The sequence below is a fragment of the Gemmiger qucibialis genome (assembly GCF_027689445.1).
Classification (GTDB): domain Bacteria; phylum Bacillota; class Clostridia; order Oscillospirales; family Ruminococcaceae; genus Gemmiger; species Gemmiger qucibialis.
Map to the genome: position 1 here is coordinate 159,866 of NZ_JAQFEN010000005.1, position 17,192 is coordinate 177,057.

Consider the following 17,192-nt stretch of genomic DNA (forward strand, 5'->3'; position numbering starts at 1 on the left):
AACATAGGTGGTATTTTTTACAGGAATCTCATACTGGTCTGCATGGGCGGATGATAAGTATCTGCGGTGTGGGGATGCTCCCATACCGCAGACGGATCATCCTTATATTCAGTTCGACAAACTGGAATATATTAAGTTGTACCATTAGCGTTTTTTATATATGCAATCCAGTTTTCCAAGCTATTTATACTGAAATTATCAAGTGCATTTTTGTAGCAAACGAAAGCACTGGGATGGTTTTTCTCCATCCATTTCAATGCCTTTTTTGGTCCCAAATAAGGATGCTGCTGGATATCACAAAATATCTCTAAACTGTCAATCAACACCCAATGCCATCGAAACATCCCTTCAGCATCGTATCGTTTTACTCGCGCAAGCATCTTGACGCACCAGTCGACATTTGCATCCATTTCTGCTTTTGTTTTTTGGGGACGATTTTGTAGATACGAAAGCACCTTCATTTGGAGCGTTTTTCCTCGTTCCTCGTTATCCACAATAATCTTTCCATCAAAAATTTGGATAAAATTATTGCAATCAAATTCTCCATCAAAATAAGAAGCAGGATATACGAAAACATCCAACTGAATGTCGTTAACGAAAGATGTGTCATGGAATTGCTCATGGTCATAAGAAATAACCAATGCGTCAAAATCACTGTTCAGATTGTTTGTTCCGTTCGCATATGAGCCATAAAGGATGATGGAAAGAGGGTTATACTTTTGCTCAATATATTCAATGATTTTCTCCAACAAAGTCACCTCATCAAATTCCGATTTATATACCTGTTTTAATGCTGCCAAATATTGTTTTCCAAATCCCGCAGCCGTCCCTTATAGTCATCTATCAAAGCCTGAACATTTTCCCCCTGCGGGAAGGTCACCAGATAGCCGTCCCCGGCCTCATGAAAACCGATGATTCCCGCAAGCCCTGCCATCTCGGCTACCTTGAGCAGCGTGTGGTAATCGTATTCCGCCGCACTGAGATACAAATTCATCATAACACCCCGCAGTCGTAAAACATATCTGTATTATACATCGTCCGTTTTTACTTTGCAAACCGATTCCGAGAAAGGACACCCTATGTTCAAATTCTACCGCTTCCTGATTTTACCCCTTACCGCTGTTTTTCTTGCAAGTACCGCAGGTATTGCCCGCTATGCCGCCGACTCCTGTACGCAAAGCCGAATATATCGGCAGCTTGCCGCGCAGACAGAAGAATTCCCCGATGACGCCGCGTCACGGGGGAATGATTTTTTGCCGCAGTATCAGGCGCTGTACGCGCAAAACAGCGACCTCGCCGGGTGGATACAGATTGACGGAACCAACATCAACTACCCGGTCATGCAGTCAAAGCATGACCCCGACTTTTACCTAAAGCACAACTTTGAAAAAGCTGACTCCCCGCACGGCTGCCCGTATGTGCAGGCAAACTGCGACCTGCAAACGCCATCCGACAACATCCTTGTGTACGGACACAACATGAAGAACGGCACTATGTTCTCTGATTTACTGCAATACAAGCGCGAATCCTTTTGGGAGCAGCACAGAATTATCCGATTTGATACCCTGACGGCACAGGCAGAATATACCGTGATGGCGGTATTTCGGGGCGAGGCTGAGAACCTGTTCGCCTATTATCAATGTACCGATGCCGAAACACCGCAGGAGTTTGCCGCCTATGTGGACGCCTGCAAGGGCGCTGCCCTGTACGACACCGGCGTGACGGCTGCTTATGGGGACAAGCTGCTTACGCTGTCCACTTGCGATGATTCCGGCAAGAACAGCAGGGTGGTCGTTGTGGCAAAGCGTATAACCGAAGCAAGGTGAGAGTATGAGAACGCCAAAAGAAAATAAACAAATCCTCCGCAACCGCACCCCCAAAAGTACGGCGGGGACGATACCGAAAGCCGCCCTAAAAGCGGCGTGGCGAAAAACGAAGGAGCAGTCCCGTACCGTCGCGCGGGAAAATGACACCGACCCCCGACAGCCGGAACCGACAGACCTTGCAGGTTCGGCGGCGGAACAGGCAGCAGCTTTTGTGTGGCATCAGGGGCGGAAATTGGCAGAAACCCAAGCCCGACAGCGCCGCCAAAAGGAAGCTGCCGCCCACGCCCACGCCGCCAGTGAGCGCGGTGTCAGCCCGAAACAAGCCGAGTGCGGCACGCTGCCCGATGCGGCGCAACGCCCGCGCCGTGGGGCAGATTTGCCCCGACAGCGGGCGAAAGAAAAAGCCATCACCGCCAAAACCGCGCCGCGCGACATTTGCGGCGTGACACAAGGTCAGCGCCAACTGCGAACCGCCGCAAATGAAACTGTGCGCAGTGTGACGACCCAAGCGCAGATGCAGACCCGCACCCGCCAAGTACAGCTTGCTATCCAGAAAGCTGCCAGCAATACCCGCAGGACGGTTACAGCGGTACGCTCGGCCATACGACACTTTCTCGCCAGCCTCCACAGCCTTGTTGCGACCATTGCCGTAGGCATCAGCGTGGCGCTTAGTATTATTATCGTAATCAGCCTTGTGGCGTTTGTGTCCGGCTCGGCTTACGGCATTTTCTTTGCCGCCGATGCCCCCAACGCAGCGTCCGTAACCGTGCGCGAAGCCGTAGAAACCCTGACGGAAGAATACCGCGACAGACTGGAAGAAATCTCCGACACGGTACAGCACGACCGCCAAGACATTACCGCCAACGATGATGTATACTACATCCGCTGGCAAGATGTCTTGGCGGTCTTTTCTTCGTATGTATCAGGAAATGAACAAGGCGCACCTGTTGCGGCGCTGACAGAGGAACAGGTGGATAAACTGCGGGAAACTATGTGGGCAATGAACGCAGTGGACTACGCTACCCGTGCGGAAACCGCTGTTATAGAAACTACTGACGAGGAAGGCAATCCTACCACCACGGAGATAACCGAAACCGTCCTCGTAATCGAACTGACCCACAAAACACCCGACGAGATGGCGGCAGATTATCATTTCACCACCCGCCAGAACTCCTATCTGCAACTCCTGCAAGACCCGCAGTATGAGGAACTGTGGACAGAATTGCTCGGCGGTTTTGCACAGGGCGGTGGAGAACTTATGAACCCGGACAGCACTCGCACCCCCACAGGCACCCTGCAGTGGCCGCTGCCGGTTGCGGGTACGATTACCTCGCAGTTCGGTCACCGTGTAGACCCAATCACTGGAGAGGTCAGTTCCCACACTGGCACCGACATTGCCTGTGCCGAGGGCACACCCATCCTTGCCGCCGCAGATGGCACCGTCACTGTTGCCAACAGTCTTGACAGCTGGGGCGGCAGTTACGGCTACTACATCCAAATCGACCACGGCGGCGGACTGGAAACACTATATGCACACTGCTCCAGCATTTGTGTCACCACCGACCAACAAGTGCAGGCCGGGCAGGTCATCGGTTATGTCGGCCACACTGGGCGAGCCACAGGCAGCCATTTGCACTTAGAGGTACATGTAAACGGAAGCAGGACAGACGCAATGAGGTATTTCGGAATGTAAATTGTAAAGAAAAACATGTGAATTTTTGAACGAGTGTCCATGCTGCGGTTGAATCACCGGATTGGTATGCAACAATGCCTTGATAAATTTCCGGGGCCATTTTCTTCTATCACCCCGAAGGGTAAGGAGAAAACAGCGGACGGTTTGTAAACGTAAGAAAAAAGAAATTAAATTATAGCAGTAAGACTTTGAAAATCGCCATTTGAAAAGCATCCACACAACGCCGCTATAATGCCAAGTAGAATGATTCGGCGATGCTGCTACTGCTTTGCTTATTGCTGCTCGGAAAAATAGAGTCCCAGGTTTTCCTCGATGCGCTGGACGGCGGTGTCCAGGTCGATCTCGTTGCCGTAGTAGTCAAACGCAGCCTCATGCGTTACATCATAAATCGTGGCAGAGCTGACGGACGGCGCGCCCAGCTCTTCGATCAGGGAATCCCAATCGCAGGTCAGCGGGTCGGCGGCGTAGGTCTGCTCCCCGTCCGCGATGGTCTGCGCCAGATAGGCGTTTTCCACATCCCGCTGTACCGAGAAGCCCTTGTAGAGGGAATTCAACTGCACAACGGGGTCTGTCAGCATGATTTGGACAAAAGCTTTTGCCAGTGTGGGGTTGGCGGCGTTAGCCGGGATGGAAACGATCTCTTTGGCCTCAAAGCCGCTGCCGGGCAGCGGCCGGATGGCAACGGCGGGGGAGCTCCAAAACAGCTTCAGCGCGTCGGAACGGCTGCTTACAACGCCGGTACCGCAGGGGTAACTCCCCTCGGCCACCTTGATCAGGCTCATGGCAAACTCCGACTGGGCCACGCTCTGTCCGTTGCCGCTGGCCATCACATACTCGTTGGTTTGGGCGGTGATCTGCTGGCCATCGATCATCTCTCTGGTGGATTGCAGGAATGCGCGCAGCGCGTCCTCGTCAATGCGCTTCTCCTCCGGGAAGAGCCCGGCGCTGGAGGCAATATAGAAGGAATCAAAAATATCCTCGTAGGAGGTGTTAAAAATCAGGCTTTGCTCCTGATAGAGCGCGGCCAGCGACGCCAGCGAGGCGTAGTCATCCACGTTGATCTCGCTGCTGCCGCTTACAAAAACCGGCACGCGGAACACCGACGGATAGGCGTAGGGCCTGCCGCCCAGCGAGTAGGCGGTCAGGATGTTTTCATAGTATCCGTCCATCGAAACAACACCATCCAGCGACGCCAGCACACCTTTCTCCATCAGCGAACGGATGGGCAGGCCGTCCAGAAAAAGCACGTCGGGCGCTTCACCGGCCAGCAGACGGGTGTTTAGATTCTTGATGATATCCTCGTCGGAAAGGGCCTGGCTGGTGGCATCGCGGCCAAATTCCAACTGAACGTCACAATCCGGGTACTGGTTGGCAAAGACCGCGGCGGCGCTGCGGATGACATCGCTGTCCTCCAGCGCCCAAATATACAGGCTTTGCGCTGCCTGTGTGGGCAGGGTGGCGTCCAACCGGATCAGGACAGTCAGCGGCGCGCCGTTCTGCAGGCAGGACACCAGGAAGGCGGCATCCCCCAGCGGGAGAATCTCATAGTCGGTGGTCTGCGGTGCGGCGTAGACAAAGCCTTTTTCCTGCACCATGGCCTGCTTGACCGAGGAACCAAAGCCCGCCTGAAAAACTCCGTCCATGGTGAGGAAAACGATCTGCTGGTTCTCGCCGTCCACCGCATAGGCGGCCACCTCCTGTGCCTCAGGAACAATCGCAAAGGAATCGGCCTTTTCACCGGAAGGAAGCGCATAGACATCCATCGTTCCGGCATTCCGGTTGCGCAGATACAGCCGGTTGCCCGATACCGCAAAGGTATAATCCACAACGCTGGGACGGATCGTGGCGGAAATATCCCCGCTCTGCCCGTCCACAATCTGCAGAACACAGCTTCCTGCGCCGTCCGCCAGGCAGACGACCGCATACCCCGGGGCGGCGGCAAAGTCGGTGATGTAGGGCGCGGTGCCGCCGGCAGGCGGCGTATCTGTCAACACTGTGCGGACGCTTCCCTGCGAATCGACGCGGTAGAGCGTCAACGCGCCGCCGGTCTCGGCGGCGGCCACCCACCACCGGCCGCTGCCGCCGTAACAGGCGGTCAGCGTTTCCACCTGCGTTTTGTCCAGCCCGTCCAGAAAGGCTTGTACGGTGGAGGGATCGATGGTTTCCCAGCCATCCCCCGTCCAGGAAAACGCCGCTGCGGTGTTTTGGGCGTCATTATACAGCGATAACGTGGGAACGCCGTCCAGCATCTGTAGCTTGGCGGGAGCGAAGCCGCTGTCCACCGCGGGGGTGACCTCCGTCTGGGTGTATTTTCCCGTGGCGTACTTCGTTTGGGAGGCCGTTCCCGGCTCCTCGGTTGAAGGAGCGGCGGAACACCCTGCCAGCGCCAGCAGCAAAGCCATGAGGGCGGCCAGCGGCGCAAGCCGTGATCGAATTCGGTTCATACAAATTCCTCCTGACGGGGCGGCGGCGCAGGCGGCCGCTGCCCTGGCAATTTTGGTAATACCACTGTACCACACAAAACCTGAAAAAATCCTGAATGCGCCTGCGGCTCTTTCCGGCCTTGGTTGCGCTCCGGGAGAATTTGTGCTATAAATTAAATAATCTGCCGCTTTTGATACGGCCTACGAGATATGCCCCGGGAGGTAGAATACATGAACTTGCTAGTGATCGAAGATGACCGGAAACTGAACCGGATGCTGTGCGAAATCCTTGAAAAAGAGGGCTACACGGTGAAAGCCTGCACCGACGGGGAGGAAGGCGCTTACTATCTGCAGCAGAACGCCTACGACCTGGCGCTGGTGGACTGGATGCTCCCCGGCGAAAGCGGGCCGGACATCCTGCGGGAAAGCCGCCGCAAGGGGATCATGACGCCGGTGGTGATGCTGACGGCGCTGACCGCCGTGGAAAACAAGGTGACCTGCCTGGATGCCGGCGCCGACGACTATCTGGGTAAACCCTTTGACAGCCGGGAGCTGTTGGCCCGTGTCCGGGCCAACCTGCGGCGGCAGGCCCCCATCGAGGAGCTGGTGGTGCTGCGGTACGGGGATCTGGTGTACGACACCAAGGCGCTGCTGCTGGCCTGTGGCCGGGAGGAGATCGCGGTCTCCAAAAAGCTGGGCCTTATGATTGAACTGTTTATGAAAAGCAAGGGTCAGGCGCTGGCACGAGCCACCCTGTTTGCCCGCGTATGGGGCGCGGACGCCGACGTGGAGGAGGCCATTCTGGACAATTACATCGGCTTTTTCCGCCGGCGGCTGGCCCAGATCCACTCCAAGATGAGCCTGCGGACCGTTCGAGGTGTTGGGTATGCCCTTGTGGAAGAAAAAGAAGGCCGCTGAATCGGCCGCGCCGTTGGACGTTCTGCGGTGGAAGATCGTAGCGGTGAACATCCTGTTTGCCGCCATGGTGGTGGCTACCCTCTGTTTCGTGGCCGCCCGGCAGGGAAAGAACGCCCTGGAGGAGAAGCATAGGCTGGCCTTCGCCTCCCTCTGTTCCGCCCTGGAACAGCCGATCCTGGAGACACAGACCATCGACCATAAGGCAATCTACAGCAGCGCGGTGGAAAACCGCCTGGTGCCTGCCTTATTCGAGAAGGGAGCCCCCATCGAGAATCCCTACCTGCAGGGCGATGATGCCGCACCGCTGCTCACTCTCAGCGAACCAATGCTGGAAGAGGCGCGGCAAAGCGTGGATGGGCAGAACGGCCTGTGGGCCAAAACGGTTGTCCGGCAGGCATACACCCTGCGGGACGGGAGTGCCCTCTGGTTTGCGGAATACTGTGCAATCCCCACGGCCAGTGGGAATTGGATCGAGATGTACCTGTTTCAGGATGCCGCGACCTTCCGGCAGGAATGGGGCAGGATGCAACTGTTGTACGTAGCGGTGGCGGCGGGCGGCGTGCTGGCTTTGGGGGCGCTGGCCTTTGCGCTGACCGGCTGGGCCATGCAGCCCGCCCGGCGGGCCGAGCGGATGGAGCGGGAGTTTTTGGCGGCGGCCAGCCACGAGTTGAAAAGCCCGCTGGCAGTGATCATCACCAGCGCCGAACTGCTGCCTTCCGGCGGCGAGGAGGCAAAATACCGCGCCAACATTCTGTCAGAAGCGCACCGGATGGCGCAGCTGGTGCAGGAGCTTCTATCCCTTTCCCGTCTGGAGACCGCTGCCCGTCAGATCATGCCGGCAAAGCTGGACACCGAGGCCTTTCTCTGGGAAGTTTACGAGACATGGCAGCCGGTGGCGGCAAAGGCCGGTGACCGGCTGACCCTCCGCCTGCCGGACGGCGCGCTGCCGCCCATTCGGGCAGACGAGGACGCGCTGAAGCAGGTGATGGCCATTCTGTTGTCCAACGCCGTTCAGCACACCCCCAGCGGTACGCAGATCGAACTTTCCGCCGTGGCGGCGGGGCGAACGGTCTGCCTGTCGGTGGCCGATACGGGGCCGGGCATTGCGGATAAGGAACGGGCTTTCCAAAAGTTTTATCGCGCAGACCCGCAAACCGGCGATGCCAGCCTGGGTCTGGGCCTGAGCATCGCGCAGAAGCTTGTGGCGCTGCATCACGGCAGCATCACGATCCGGGATACGCCGGGCGGCGGCGCTACGCTGCAGGTCACGATCCCACAGGCGTGATATTGGCAGAATCCACAACCGTTTGTCGCATCATTGTAAAAAGTGCTGTGAGAGCCTTTTGGTTTTCTCACAGCACTTTTTGTGTACATACCGAACAAGAAATCACTCGTCGGCATCGTCGATTTTCGATGAAAGAAACGCGCGTTTTCGCTCGAATGAGCACTTTGATATGAAATCCGTGCTATAACAAGGGCAATTTACGGAATAGGATGTGAATCGCCAATATGCAGATTAGTCGAATCCGGTTCCCATCAGGAACTGCAGAAAGCTGGGAAGTATTATTCAGAATTAATCAAAGCGCAGATCGAACCAATCGACCATTTGGCGCAATTGGATGAGACCTAAAAGCTGTTTTGGCAGAAAGGTATTCAGGTTTTTTTCAGGTTCCCTGTGCTACAGTGTAGGCAGGGAGGTGAAGGCGATGAAACGGCCAAAGGTCACTGGCCTGCGCCGGAGGGAGAGCTGGCAGGCACTGCCTTTTCTGCTGCCCAGCCTGTTGGGGCTGTGCCTGTTCTATCTGTTCCCACTGGCCGAAACGGTTCGGGCCAGCTTTATGGACCCGCTGCGCAGCCGGGCCGTCGGGTGGGGGAACTACCGGGCGCTCTTTCAAAATACTGCGTTCCGTCTGGCTGTCCGCAACACCTGCCGCTTTCTCTGCATCTGCATCCCGGCGCTGCTGGCCGTCAGCCTGCTCTGTGCGGTGCTGCTTGGCGCGGCAAAACGGCGGGCGGTCTTTTTCAAAAGCGTCCTCCTGCTCCCCTATGCGATCCCTGTTGCCAGCATCGTTGTGTTATGGAGGGCGCTTTTCTCCGGCAAGGGGCTGGTCAACGGCTTGCTGGTGGGGCTGGGGTGCCGGCCCGTGGACTTTATGGGCAGCAGCGCGGCCTTTTGGGTGCTGATTTTCACCTACCTTTGGCGAAACAACGGGTACGATATGCTGCTGTGGCTGGCGGGTCTGGAGACCATCCCCCGGCCCTTGTATGAAGCGGCAGCGGTGGATGGAGCCACCCCTTTTCAGACCTTTGTCTTTATCACGCTGCCCAATCTGCTGCCAACGGTGGTGCTGACCACCATACTGAGCCTGGTCAACTCCTTTAAGGTCTTTCGGGAGGCCTACTTGGTGGCAGGCAACTACCCGCAGGAAAGCATATATCTGCTGCAGCACCTCTTCAACAACTGGTTCCTGTCGCTGGACATCGGCAAGCTGTCTGCCGCCGCCGTGCTGCTGGCGCTGGGGCTTGGCTGCGTCGTGTATCTACTGTATCACTTTTGGGGTGGTGGGCAGGAATGAGAAAAAAGGAGCCTCTTTTGCCGGTGCTGATCCTTGGCCTGCTGGCCTTCACCGTCCTTTGGCCGCTGTGGTTTACCGTCGGCGGTGCGCTGATGGCGTCGGACGAATTGACAGTCGCCCTGGGGCCGGCCCTGTTGGACACAGCAGACGGCGGGTATGCGGTGTGGACGATCCTGCCTTCCTGGCCGACGCTCCAACCGCTGGCGGAGCTGCTGCTGGACACCCCGCAGTTTTTTTCGGTCTTCTGGAACACCTGCCTGCTGGCCTTTGCACAGATCGCCGGTCAGCTGGTGGTCGCCGCCCCCGCATCGTGGGCGTTTGCCAAGCTGCGCTTTGCGGGCAGGCGTTTCCTGCTGCTCGGGTACATTGCGCTGATGGTGCTGCCCTTTCAGGTACTGATGGTACCCAACTACCTGATCGCCACACGCCTTGGAATCTACGATACGCCGCTGTCCGTCATCCTGCCAGGGGTGTTTTCGGCGTTCCCGGTTTTTATCATGACCCGCAGCTTTCAGGATGTTCCCAATGAACTCCTCGAGGCGGCCAAGCTGGACGGCGCAACGGCCTGGCAGATCTTTTGGAAGATCGGCGTTCCGCTGGGATATGCCGGAATCTTTGCCGCCTTGGTGCTGAATTTTATCGAAGGGTGGAACGCGGTGGAGCAGCCGCTGCTCTTTCTGAAATCCCAATCCAACTGGCCGCTTTCCATGTATATGAACGATATTGTGACAGACAACCTGGGGATCGCCATGGCGGCCAGCCTGCTCTCGCTGATTCCGGCGATGCTGGTGTTCCTGTATGGGCAAACCTATCTGGAACTGGGCATCCAGGCCGGAGGCATCAAGGCATAAGGAAGGAGACATTTTCTGTGAAAATCGTCAGGGATTCTGCCGTTCGTCAGGAACCGGCGCAGCCGCAGGCCGTATCGCCGGAGGAAAACAGGTTTTCGATTCGCCCCCGGCAGATCGCGCTTTTCTTTTTGTGGATGCTGGCTTTTACGCTGCTTGCCCGCGGAACATCCGGCGCGCTGCTGCCAGAGGTGCAGCTCTCCACGCCGGCGCCCAATACCATCACCCAGAGCCTAACGGCGACAGGAACCATTCAGTGGGCGGCGGGCAGCCTGTTCTATCTGCCCGAAGGGCTGCTGGTGGAGGCGGTTTTTGTCTCGGAGGGGGAGGCTGTACAGGAAGGAGACAAAATAGCGGCCCTCCGCCGGGAGGATGTGGAACAGAAGCTGCGGAGCCTTCAGGCAGAACTTGCGCAGAAACAGACGGAATATGCCCGGCTTACCAAACCGGTGGCGGCGGACAGCTATGATCTGGAAAAAGCCCAGCAGGCCCTGCAGGCCGCCTACCAGGCAGCGGAGAACAGCGCGGCAGCCTGGGAGGAGAAAGAAGCGAACGCCGGCAGCGAGCGGGATGCCCTGCAGCGCGAACTGAACGAACGGCAGGAAAAGGCCGCCCAATATGCCCGCGAGATCGCAGAGAAGCAGGCACAGCGGAAGTTGCTGCAGCAGGAAGAATCGCCGGACGAGGAAATCATCAGCCGGATCGAAGCGGAGCTGACGCAGCTTACGGCAGAGGAAACGCAAAACCGGGAGGCACTGGCCGAAGCGGAAGCCCGGCTCAACGAGGCGGACGCAGCGCTGGAAAGCGTCCAAAGCCAACGGGAAGAAGCGGCTCGCACGGCTGCGCAGGCCGCCGAACAGGCGGAGCAGGCCCGAAACGACGCCCGGCACGCCTACGAGAAAAGCGTGGAAGCCGCCAGTGAAACAGCCGCCGCCAATGCGGCCAGTGCCACGGTTCTGGCGGAACAGATCCGGGAAATGGAAAGTAGCGTGGAGACGCTGAAAAAATTGGACGAGCAGGAGGGCGTCTTCTGTGCGCCGCAGACGGGTACCGTGGAATCTCTGCAGCTTATGCAGGGGCAGACCAGCGGCCAGGTGGGCGGGAGCATTTCCGACCCCGAAAGAGGGTATCAGATCCGATTTGCGCTGGAGGCCGAGGACGCGGTGCAGGATACCGCCGGCGTTACGGTGACGGTCATGCAGGGAGCAAAGTCCGAAAGCGTGAAAATCAATTCGTCCGTTTCTCAGCAGGATGGAGGCGTGGTGCTTTCCGCTGCGCTGACCGGGTCGGATTGGCAGGTGGGAAAAGCGGAACTCACAATCCGGCTTTCCGAGACGGAATATGACTGCTGCCTGCCGGTCAGCGCCCTTCACAGTGATAACGGCGGGGATTTCGTCTATTCGGTGGAGGAGCGCAACACTATTTTGGGGCTGCAAAACATCGTGCGCAAGGTTTATGTGGAGGTCGTGGAGCGCAACAACGAGCTGGCGGCCCTGCGGAATTATACGACCGGTGCGCCGGTGGTGGCCGCCACAACGAAGAGCTTGCAGGAGGGCGCACGTGTGCGTACAGCGGGATGAAGATTCGAAAGGCGGTGCTGCTTTTGGCATGCGCGGTTTCCTGGGGGATCGCTGTTTGGTTTGCGGGGAGGCTGTGGGCAGCCTATCCGCTGGTTTCGGTGCGCTCCGACGTGCCGGTCACGGGGCGGCAGCTGGAAGCGCTGCGGTCTGCTTTGCGGCAGGAGGATGGGGCGAGCGCGCTTGTTCCCGCTTTTTGGAGCCAGGCAGAGGGATCGGCGGAAAGCCGCTGGGAAACCTGCGGGATCACTGCCATTCTATATTGCGGCGAGTATGACGCGGTGTATCCTGCCGTGCTTCTGGAGGGGCGGTTCCCCGCTGCGCAGGAGAATGGCAAATGCGCGGTCTCAACCGCTGCCGCGTGGCAGCTCTGGGGCAGCGAGGACGTGCTGGGGCAGGAATTGGAGATAGAAGGAGACATCTACCGCGTGTGCGGGCTCTTTCGCAGCAGCGCCAGCCTGGCCCTGTGCGGGGAAAGCCTTGACCATGGCTTTTCCAACATCGAGTTTTGGGGCGGCTACGCTGCGCCGCCGGTGGAGACGGTGCAGCAACTTTTGCGTGCGGCGGGGATCGCACAGCAGGTGACCCTCTATTTCCCTTTCCCCTGGATGGCCGCCCTGACGGCCTATGCCCTCTGCCCGGCGGGGCTGGTGCTGCTGGCCGCCGCCCGCACCCTGGGCGGCCGGGTGCGCAGGGGGTGCCCAAAGGAAACGTGCTGGTTTGTTTTGGGCGGCGCTTTTCTGCTTGCGCTCGTCCTGTCCGCCCTGCTACGGTTGCTCCCGCCCTGGATCACCCCCGCCCGGTGGAGCGACTTTTCCTACTGGGGCGGCTTGCTGCCCGCAGTGGGCAAAGCCATAGAAACCGGCTTTTCCCTGAACCCCTGTGCCAAGGATGTCCTCGCCAAATGGAACACGCTGGGGCTTCTCATTGCCGCAACGCTCGCCAATGCTGCGGCCGGAAAGCTGATGCTCAGCAGGCAGCAAAAAAACTCCACAAATTTATGAAACCAATCCACCTTATCTTACGGATAATATTTGTAAGATAAGGTGGATTTTTATGATAATCGCAGTTTGTGACCCGAAAGGGATTGCTATCGAAGCGATAAAGACGATATTGTACCATGATAAAGGACTTTCAGACCGTATCAGTCGTATTTATGAGTTTTGGAATATGGAACAGTTGCTGGATGCCAGCAGAGATAGTTCTTTCGACTGCATTGTTTTTCCCAATTACTGCAATTCCCACAATAGTGTAGTGTGCAGTTTATCCTGCGGATATAATCGGTTCCCGCTTGTTGAACATGATCCGAGGTACACTCTCATTGTACGGGATATTCTCTATTGGGAAACGGCACGTTCCCTTTGGACGCAGTACTTGAAGGCAATTCCTGGCAAGGAGGAAAAAGTAAAGAGAGCCATCAGAGGGATACTGGCGGACTACGAAAAGGAAGAACGTGACATCATCTATTTGGAAAGCAAAAACCATTGTGTTCTTGTCCATTTGGATGGCATACGCCAAACGCCGGAAGGCTCTCCGTCGTTCTATGCTACAGGGGCTGACAAGAGCTGCCAGCCGGTAGGCATATATCAATCTGCTTATATATCTGGAAAAATTTCAGTCCATGGAGCACTTCAAACAGGAACTCGTCGAATATCTGGATTACTACAACAACCGCAGAATCAGAGCAAAACAAAAGGGCTTGCCGCCTGCAATTCACAGACAACAAGCCCTTTCGGCTGCTTGAACAATTTTTACTTCAAAATATGGCCCTGACTTTTTGGGATCACCTCAAAACCGCGGATGTCCTGCTATTTATTTGGTGAAAAAACCATGTAGCTGATTGCTTTATAGAATAGACTCGTCAGGATTTGAAGCTTTTGGATCGGATGCCAGCACGCCGCGGTAAAGCACTTCGGAAGAAACGTAACTGACTTCGGGCGCCGCTTTCGGGTGTTCTATCACAAAAAGAATCTTGGCGGCCAAGCGAGAACCGATGGTTTTCGGCTTTACATCGACTGTTGTAATACGGTCGGCAACGTTCAAATATTCGCTGTTGTTGTCAAAGCCCGTCAGTACGATACGTCCTTCAGGGTCTATCCCTTTTTCTTCAAGATAACGCTGGATGAAATGAGCAATATAGTCGCTGGCACAGACGATACCGTCCGGCATGGTTGGCAAAAAGTCCAGAAAGTGACTGATTTCCTCATAATGGGTACGAAGACCCAATGACCCGGTAAGGTAAAGACTGGGGTTTGGAATGATCCCATGCTCATGCAGCGCATCCAGAAATCCCTCGTAGCGTTCTTTGTTTGTCTGGGCATATTCTACATCGCCTATGAAACTGAGCTTTCGGCATCCATGACGGAGCAGATTGCTTGTAATCTGCCGGATAAGGTCGCGACCCTCAATAATGAGCAGATCCCCATGTAACTGGTTATAGGGGACAGAAGGAACCGTGTCCAGAAAAACCTTTGGTATAGGTAAAGAGGATAACAGCCGCAGCAAGGGCGCAGAGTACGTGTTCAGTACAATGACACCATCTACTGTACCGTTTGTCAAAGGCTCCGGCAACACATAGCCCGCTTTGTAATTTGTGGGAAGATATGTGTACATGAGGTTGACATTATGCTCGGAAAGATCTTTGGCAATCTGATGGATAATCTGCATCCAGAAAAGAGAGGACTCCGGTCGGCACACGGCTACCGCTACGGTGCGTGTGTGGGGAGGCAGTTGAGCAGAGACGGTCGCAGTGGTATCCTGAGAGGGAGTGTGGAAATAGCCCATCTCGGTGGCTTTTTGATGGATTTGGGCACGCATAGAATCCGAAACGCCGGGACGGTTGCTTAGCGCTTTCCATACGGTGATTCTGGAAACAGAAAGAGCATCGGCAATATCCTGCATGGTTGGTTTGCTCATGAAAGAAAGCCTCCGTTTTTTTAGTTTATAGAAAGTATAGCACAATCACAAGAGAAAGGCAACACTAAATGTTAACTTTTGCTAATGCTCAATGTTGAAAATGTTGGCTATTATGCACAGAAAGATAGGGCGAAATCCGTTAAAATACACGAATACAATAAAACGATGCGCAATTTGTGCAAAACGACGATTGACAGACACAAAAGCAAATGTTAATATTGGGTTAATAAAAGCAACAAAAGTTGACTGTAAAGCTAACGGTGAGTTAACATGAACTGTTGACGGTTGTTAACAATTGGTTCGCCGAAAGAAAGGGGCACATTCTATGAAAAAGGATAAGTCGGCAGTTTCAGCTTCAACGAAGCCACGCCGCAAACGTTGGACGCGTGATGACACGGAGCTGACATTGCTGGGGCTTCCGGCAGCCATCTGGTACGCAGTCTTTTGCTACCTGCCCATGTTCGGTCTGATTATCGCCTTCAAAAACTTCAAGATCACTCCGGGAAAGAGCTTCCTTTACAGCTTGTTCCACAGCGACTGGGCAGGGTTTGACAACTTCAAATTTTTCCTTACCAGCAACACCTTTGCCATGCTGCTGCGCAATACGCTGTTATATAACATCTTATTTATCGTATTGAACATTGTAATTCCGGTTACATTGGCTGTGCTTATCAATCAGATTTACAGCCGCATTGCTTCTAAAGCATACCAGACGATGATGTTCTTCCCGTACTTCCTTTCGTGGGTTGTTGTCAGCTACTTTGTCTACGCTTTTCTGAACCCTGACAAAGGCCTGATGAACACCATTATTCAGGCTCTTGGCGGCGATAAAATCATGTGGTATTCTCAGCCAAAATGGTGGCCGCTGATTTTGACTTTCATGCAGGTCTGGAAATCCATGGGCTATAATATGGTTGTCTACCTTGCAAGTATTACCGGCATTGACAGTACGCTGTACGAGGCGGCAACGCTGGACGGCGCGACCAAGTGGCAGCAGACCAAATATATTACACTGCCGGCACTGAAACCCATCATCGTTATGATGTTCATTCTGAATGTCGGCCACATCTTCTATTCCGATTTCGGCTTGTTCTATCAGGTTACGCAGGGTGTTCCCAACTCACTGTACAACGTTGCCAGCACATTTGACACCTATGTCTACCAGGCTTTGCAGAGCAATGTGACAATCGGCAGAACTGCTGCCGCAGGTTTGTTCCAGGCTGCATGCTGCTGCGCGACCGTTCTGGTTGCCAACTTCATCGTTTCCAAGATTGATGAAGAAAGCGCGATTATTTGATGAAGGGAGAACACACAAATGACTCTGGCAGAAAAGCATAAGATAAAGGCCGAAGAAAAAAAGCTGGAAAAAGAGGAAGCTCGTGCGAAGTTCCGCTTAAACCAGATTAAGCCAACAACGAATGCCTGCTTTAACATTCTGTTTGTACTGCTTTCCTTCGTCTGTCTGTTTCCGGTGTTCTACGTCTTTATGATTTCCGTTTCCTCCACGGATTCTATCACAAAGTACGGGTACAGGCTTTTCCCGGATACATATTCCACGGCGGCGTACACGTTCCTTTGGAATGAACGCGGAACGATTTTTAATTCACTCATAATTTCCGTGGTGGTCACGGTTATGGGTACGGTGCTGGGTGTGCTGCTGACCACAATGATTGGCTATGTGCTTTCCCGCCCGAACTATAAACTCAAAGGCTTCTTCACTTGGATGGTGTTCATCCCGATGATTTTCAATGGCGGCATGGTTGCAAACTATGTGGTTGTTGCCAATATGCTGCGTTTGAACAACACCATCTGGTGTCTGATTCTGCCGCTGGCGATGAGCAGCTTCAATGTTATTATCTGCAAGACCTTCTTCCGAACAACGGTACCGGATTCCATCATTGAGTCGGCAAAGATTGACGGCGCATCCCAGATGAAAATTTTCTGGCGTATTGTGGTGCCCATCTCCAAGCCAGTATTTGCCACCATTGCACTGTTCCTGACGTTTGGCTACTGGAATGACTGGTTCCAGTCTGCCCTGTATATTTCGGATTCCAAGCTGGTATCCTTGCAGGCACTGCTGAACAACATGATGAAGAACCTGGAGTACATCGCCAATAACCCCAGCGCAGGTCTGAGTCTGCAGCAGTACCGTAACTCGATGCCGTCCGAATCCGTTCGTATGGCAATCGCAATCATTATCGTCATTCCCATTGCGTGCGCGTATCCGTTCTTCCAGAAGTACTTTATTTCCGGTCTGACGGTTGGTGCGGTTAAGGGCTAAGAGAAAGACTCTGAAAAAGAAAAACACTGTATAAGAACATCGATGCTAACAAATAGGCCCATTCAATTTTCCCACCACATTTGGTTCTGTTCCCCTATAAGGGGAATGAAGATACACAACTTTACACAAGCAAA

14 protein-coding genes and 1 pseudogene are annotated in these 17,192 nt (G+C 54.8%); 11 read left to right on the top strand and 4 right to left on the bottom strand.

Features of this window, described 5'->3' with window-relative positions; genetic code table 11:
- Positions 1 to 131: 131 nt before the first annotated feature.
- Positions 132 to 800, bottom strand: a complete 669-nt coding sequence (locus tag PG062_RS09670; protein ID WP_270752131.1) for a nucleotidyltransferase domain-containing protein — start codon at positions 798 to 800, stop codon at positions 132 to 134.
- A complete protein-coding gene (locus PG062_RS09675) occupies positions 788 to 997 on the bottom strand; it encodes a hypothetical protein (protein ID WP_205505329.1) in 210 nt (69 codons plus the stop codon). The genes PG062_RS09670 and PG062_RS09675 overlap by 13 nt, the downstream gene beginning before the upstream one ends.
- 82 nt (positions 998 to 1,079) lie before the next feature.
- On the opposite strand from PG062_RS09675, the gene srtB reads away from it, so the two are divergent.
- Together srtB and PG062_RS09685 are read left to right on the top strand one after the other, a co-directional pair.
- Positions 1,080 to 1,826 carry a class B sortase gene (gene srtB, locus PG062_RS09680; protein WP_270752132.1) on the top strand — a complete coding sequence of 249 codons (747 nt, stop codon included), beginning with the start codon at positions 1,080 to 1,082 and terminating at the stop codon, positions 1,824 to 1,826.
- A gap of 4 nt (positions 1,827 to 1,830) precedes the next feature.
- Positions 1,831 to 3,519, top strand: a complete 1,689-nt coding sequence (locus tag PG062_RS09685) for a M23 family metallopeptidase (protein ID WP_270752133.1) — start codon at positions 1,831 to 1,833, stop codon at positions 3,517 to 3,519.
- Between the two features lie 272 nt (positions 3,520 to 3,791).
- Here the strand turns inward: PG062_RS09685 and PG062_RS09690 are convergent, their stop codons facing one another.
- The gene (locus tag PG062_RS09690) at positions 3,792 to 5,963 is read right to left on the bottom strand and encodes an extracellular solute-binding protein (protein WP_270752134.1); all 2,172 of its coding nucleotides are present in this window, start codon (positions 5,961 to 5,963) and stop codon (positions 3,792 to 3,794) included.
- A gap of 210 nt (positions 5,964 to 6,173) precedes the next feature.
- Between PG062_RS09690 and PG062_RS09695 the strand changes: the two genes are divergently transcribed.
- The 7 genes and pseudogenes from PG062_RS09695 to PG062_RS09725 form a co-directional block, all read left to right on the top strand.
- Positions 6,174 to 6,860 (top strand): response regulator transcription factor, encoded by a 687-nt coding sequence (locus PG062_RS09695; protein WP_159447036.1) that lies wholly within the window; start codon positions 6,174 to 6,176, stop codon positions 6,858 to 6,860.
- The gene (locus tag PG062_RS09700) at positions 6,829 to 8,145 is read left to right on the top strand and encodes a sensor histidine kinase (RefSeq protein ID WP_270752135.1); all 1,317 of its coding nucleotides are present in this window, start codon (positions 6,829 to 6,831) and stop codon (positions 8,143 to 8,145) included. The genes PG062_RS09695 and PG062_RS09700 overlap by 32 nt, the downstream gene beginning before the upstream one ends.
- Before the next feature lie 421 nt (positions 8,146 to 8,566).
- Complete coding sequence (locus tag PG062_RS09705) at positions 8,567 to 9,436, top strand: carbohydrate ABC transporter permease (protein ID WP_078785195.1); 870 nt, start codon at positions 8,567 to 8,569, stop codon at positions 9,434 to 9,436.
- Positions 9,433 to 10,287 carry a carbohydrate ABC transporter permease gene (locus tag PG062_RS09710; protein WP_270752136.1) on the top strand — a complete coding sequence of 285 codons (855 nt, stop codon included), beginning with the start codon at positions 9,433 to 9,435 and terminating at the stop codon, positions 10,285 to 10,287. The genes PG062_RS09705 and PG062_RS09710 overlap by 4 nt, the downstream gene beginning before the upstream one ends.
- 17 nt (positions 10,288 to 10,304) lie before the next feature.
- Positions 10,305 to 11,864, top strand: a complete 1,560-nt coding sequence (locus tag PG062_RS09715) for a coiled-coil domain-containing protein (RefSeq protein WP_270752137.1) — start codon at positions 10,305 to 10,307, stop codon at positions 11,862 to 11,864.
- On the top strand, positions 11,861 to 12,865 hold the full coding sequence (locus tag PG062_RS09720) for an ABC transporter permease (protein WP_270752138.1): 1,005 nt from the start codon (positions 11,861 to 11,863) through the stop codon (positions 12,863 to 12,865). The genes PG062_RS09715 and PG062_RS09720 overlap by 4 nt, the downstream gene beginning before the upstream one ends.
- Positions 12,866 to 13,455: 590 nt before the next feature.
- Positions 13,456 to 13,605 (top strand): annotated as a pseudogene (locus tag PG062_RS09725) (IS3 family transposase); the annotation flags it as partial.
- A gap of 101 nt (positions 13,606 to 13,706) precedes the next feature.
- Here the strand turns inward: PG062_RS09725 and PG062_RS09730 are convergent.
- Positions 13,707 to 14,777, bottom strand: coding sequence for a LacI family DNA-binding transcriptional regulator (locus PG062_RS09730; protein ID WP_113999103.1), 1,071 nt, complete (start codon positions 14,775 to 14,777; stop codon positions 13,707 to 13,709).
- Between the two features lie 325 nt (positions 14,778 to 15,102).
- Here PG062_RS09730 and PG062_RS09735 point away from each other — a divergent pair, with 325 nt between their 5' ends.
- Entirely contained in the window at positions 15,103 to 16,074 is a 972-nt protein-coding gene (locus PG062_RS09735) for an ABC transporter permease (RefSeq protein ID WP_270752139.1), read from the top strand.
- 18 nt (positions 16,075 to 16,092) lie between these two features.
- The gene (locus PG062_RS09740; protein ID WP_270752140.1) at positions 16,093 to 17,058 is read left to right on the top strand and encodes a carbohydrate ABC transporter permease; all 966 of its coding nucleotides are present in this window, start codon (positions 16,093 to 16,095) and stop codon (positions 17,056 to 17,058) included.
- The last annotated feature ends 134 nt before the right edge of the window (positions 17,059 to 17,192 follow it).

What these genes read in the sequence shown, in the direction of transcription:
- PG062_RS09675 (WP_205505329.1), bottom strand. Translation starts at nt 997, where the DNA reads ATGATGAATTTGTATCTCAGTGCGGCGGAATACGATTACCACACGCTG.
- srtB (WP_270752132.1), top strand. Translation starts at nt 1,080, where the DNA reads ATGTTCAAATTCTACCGCTTCCTGATTTTACCCCTTACCGCTGTTTTT.
- PG062_RS09685 (WP_270752133.1), top strand. Translation starts at nt 1,831, where the DNA reads ATGAGAACGCCAAAAGAAAATAAACAAATCCTCCGCAACCGCACCCCC.
- PG062_RS09690 (WP_270752134.1), bottom strand. Translation starts at nt 5,963, where the DNA reads ATGAACCGAATTCGATCACGGCTTGCGCCGCTGGCCGCCCTCATGGCT.
- PG062_RS09695 (WP_159447036.1), top strand. Translation starts at nt 6,174, where the DNA reads ATGAACTTGCTAGTGATCGAAGATGACCGGAAACTGAACCGGATGCTG.
- PG062_RS09700 (WP_270752135.1), top strand. Translation starts at nt 6,829, where the DNA reads ATGCCCTTGTGGAAGAAAAAGAAGGCCGCTGAATCGGCCGCGCCGTTG.
- PG062_RS09705 (WP_078785195.1), top strand. Translation starts at nt 8,567, where the DNA reads ATGAAACGGCCAAAGGTCACTGGCCTGCGCCGGAGGGAGAGCTGGCAG.
- PG062_RS09710 (WP_270752136.1), top strand. Translation starts at nt 9,433, where the DNA reads ATGAGAAAAAAGGAGCCTCTTTTGCCGGTGCTGATCCTTGGCCTGCTG.
- PG062_RS09720 (WP_270752138.1), top strand. Translation starts at nt 11,861, where the DNA reads ATGAAGATTCGAAAGGCGGTGCTGCTTTTGGCATGCGCGGTTTCCTGG.
- PG062_RS09730 (WP_113999103.1), bottom strand. Translation starts at nt 14,777, where the DNA reads ATGAGCAAACCAACCATGCAGGATATTGCCGATGCTCTTTCTGTTTCC.
- PG062_RS09735 (WP_270752139.1), top strand. Translation starts at nt 15,103, where the DNA reads ATGAAAAAGGATAAGTCGGCAGTTTCAGCTTCAACGAAGCCACGCCGC.
- PG062_RS09740 (WP_270752140.1), top strand. Translation starts at nt 16,093, where the DNA reads ATGACTCTGGCAGAAAAGCATAAGATAAAGGCCGAAGAAAAAAAGCTG.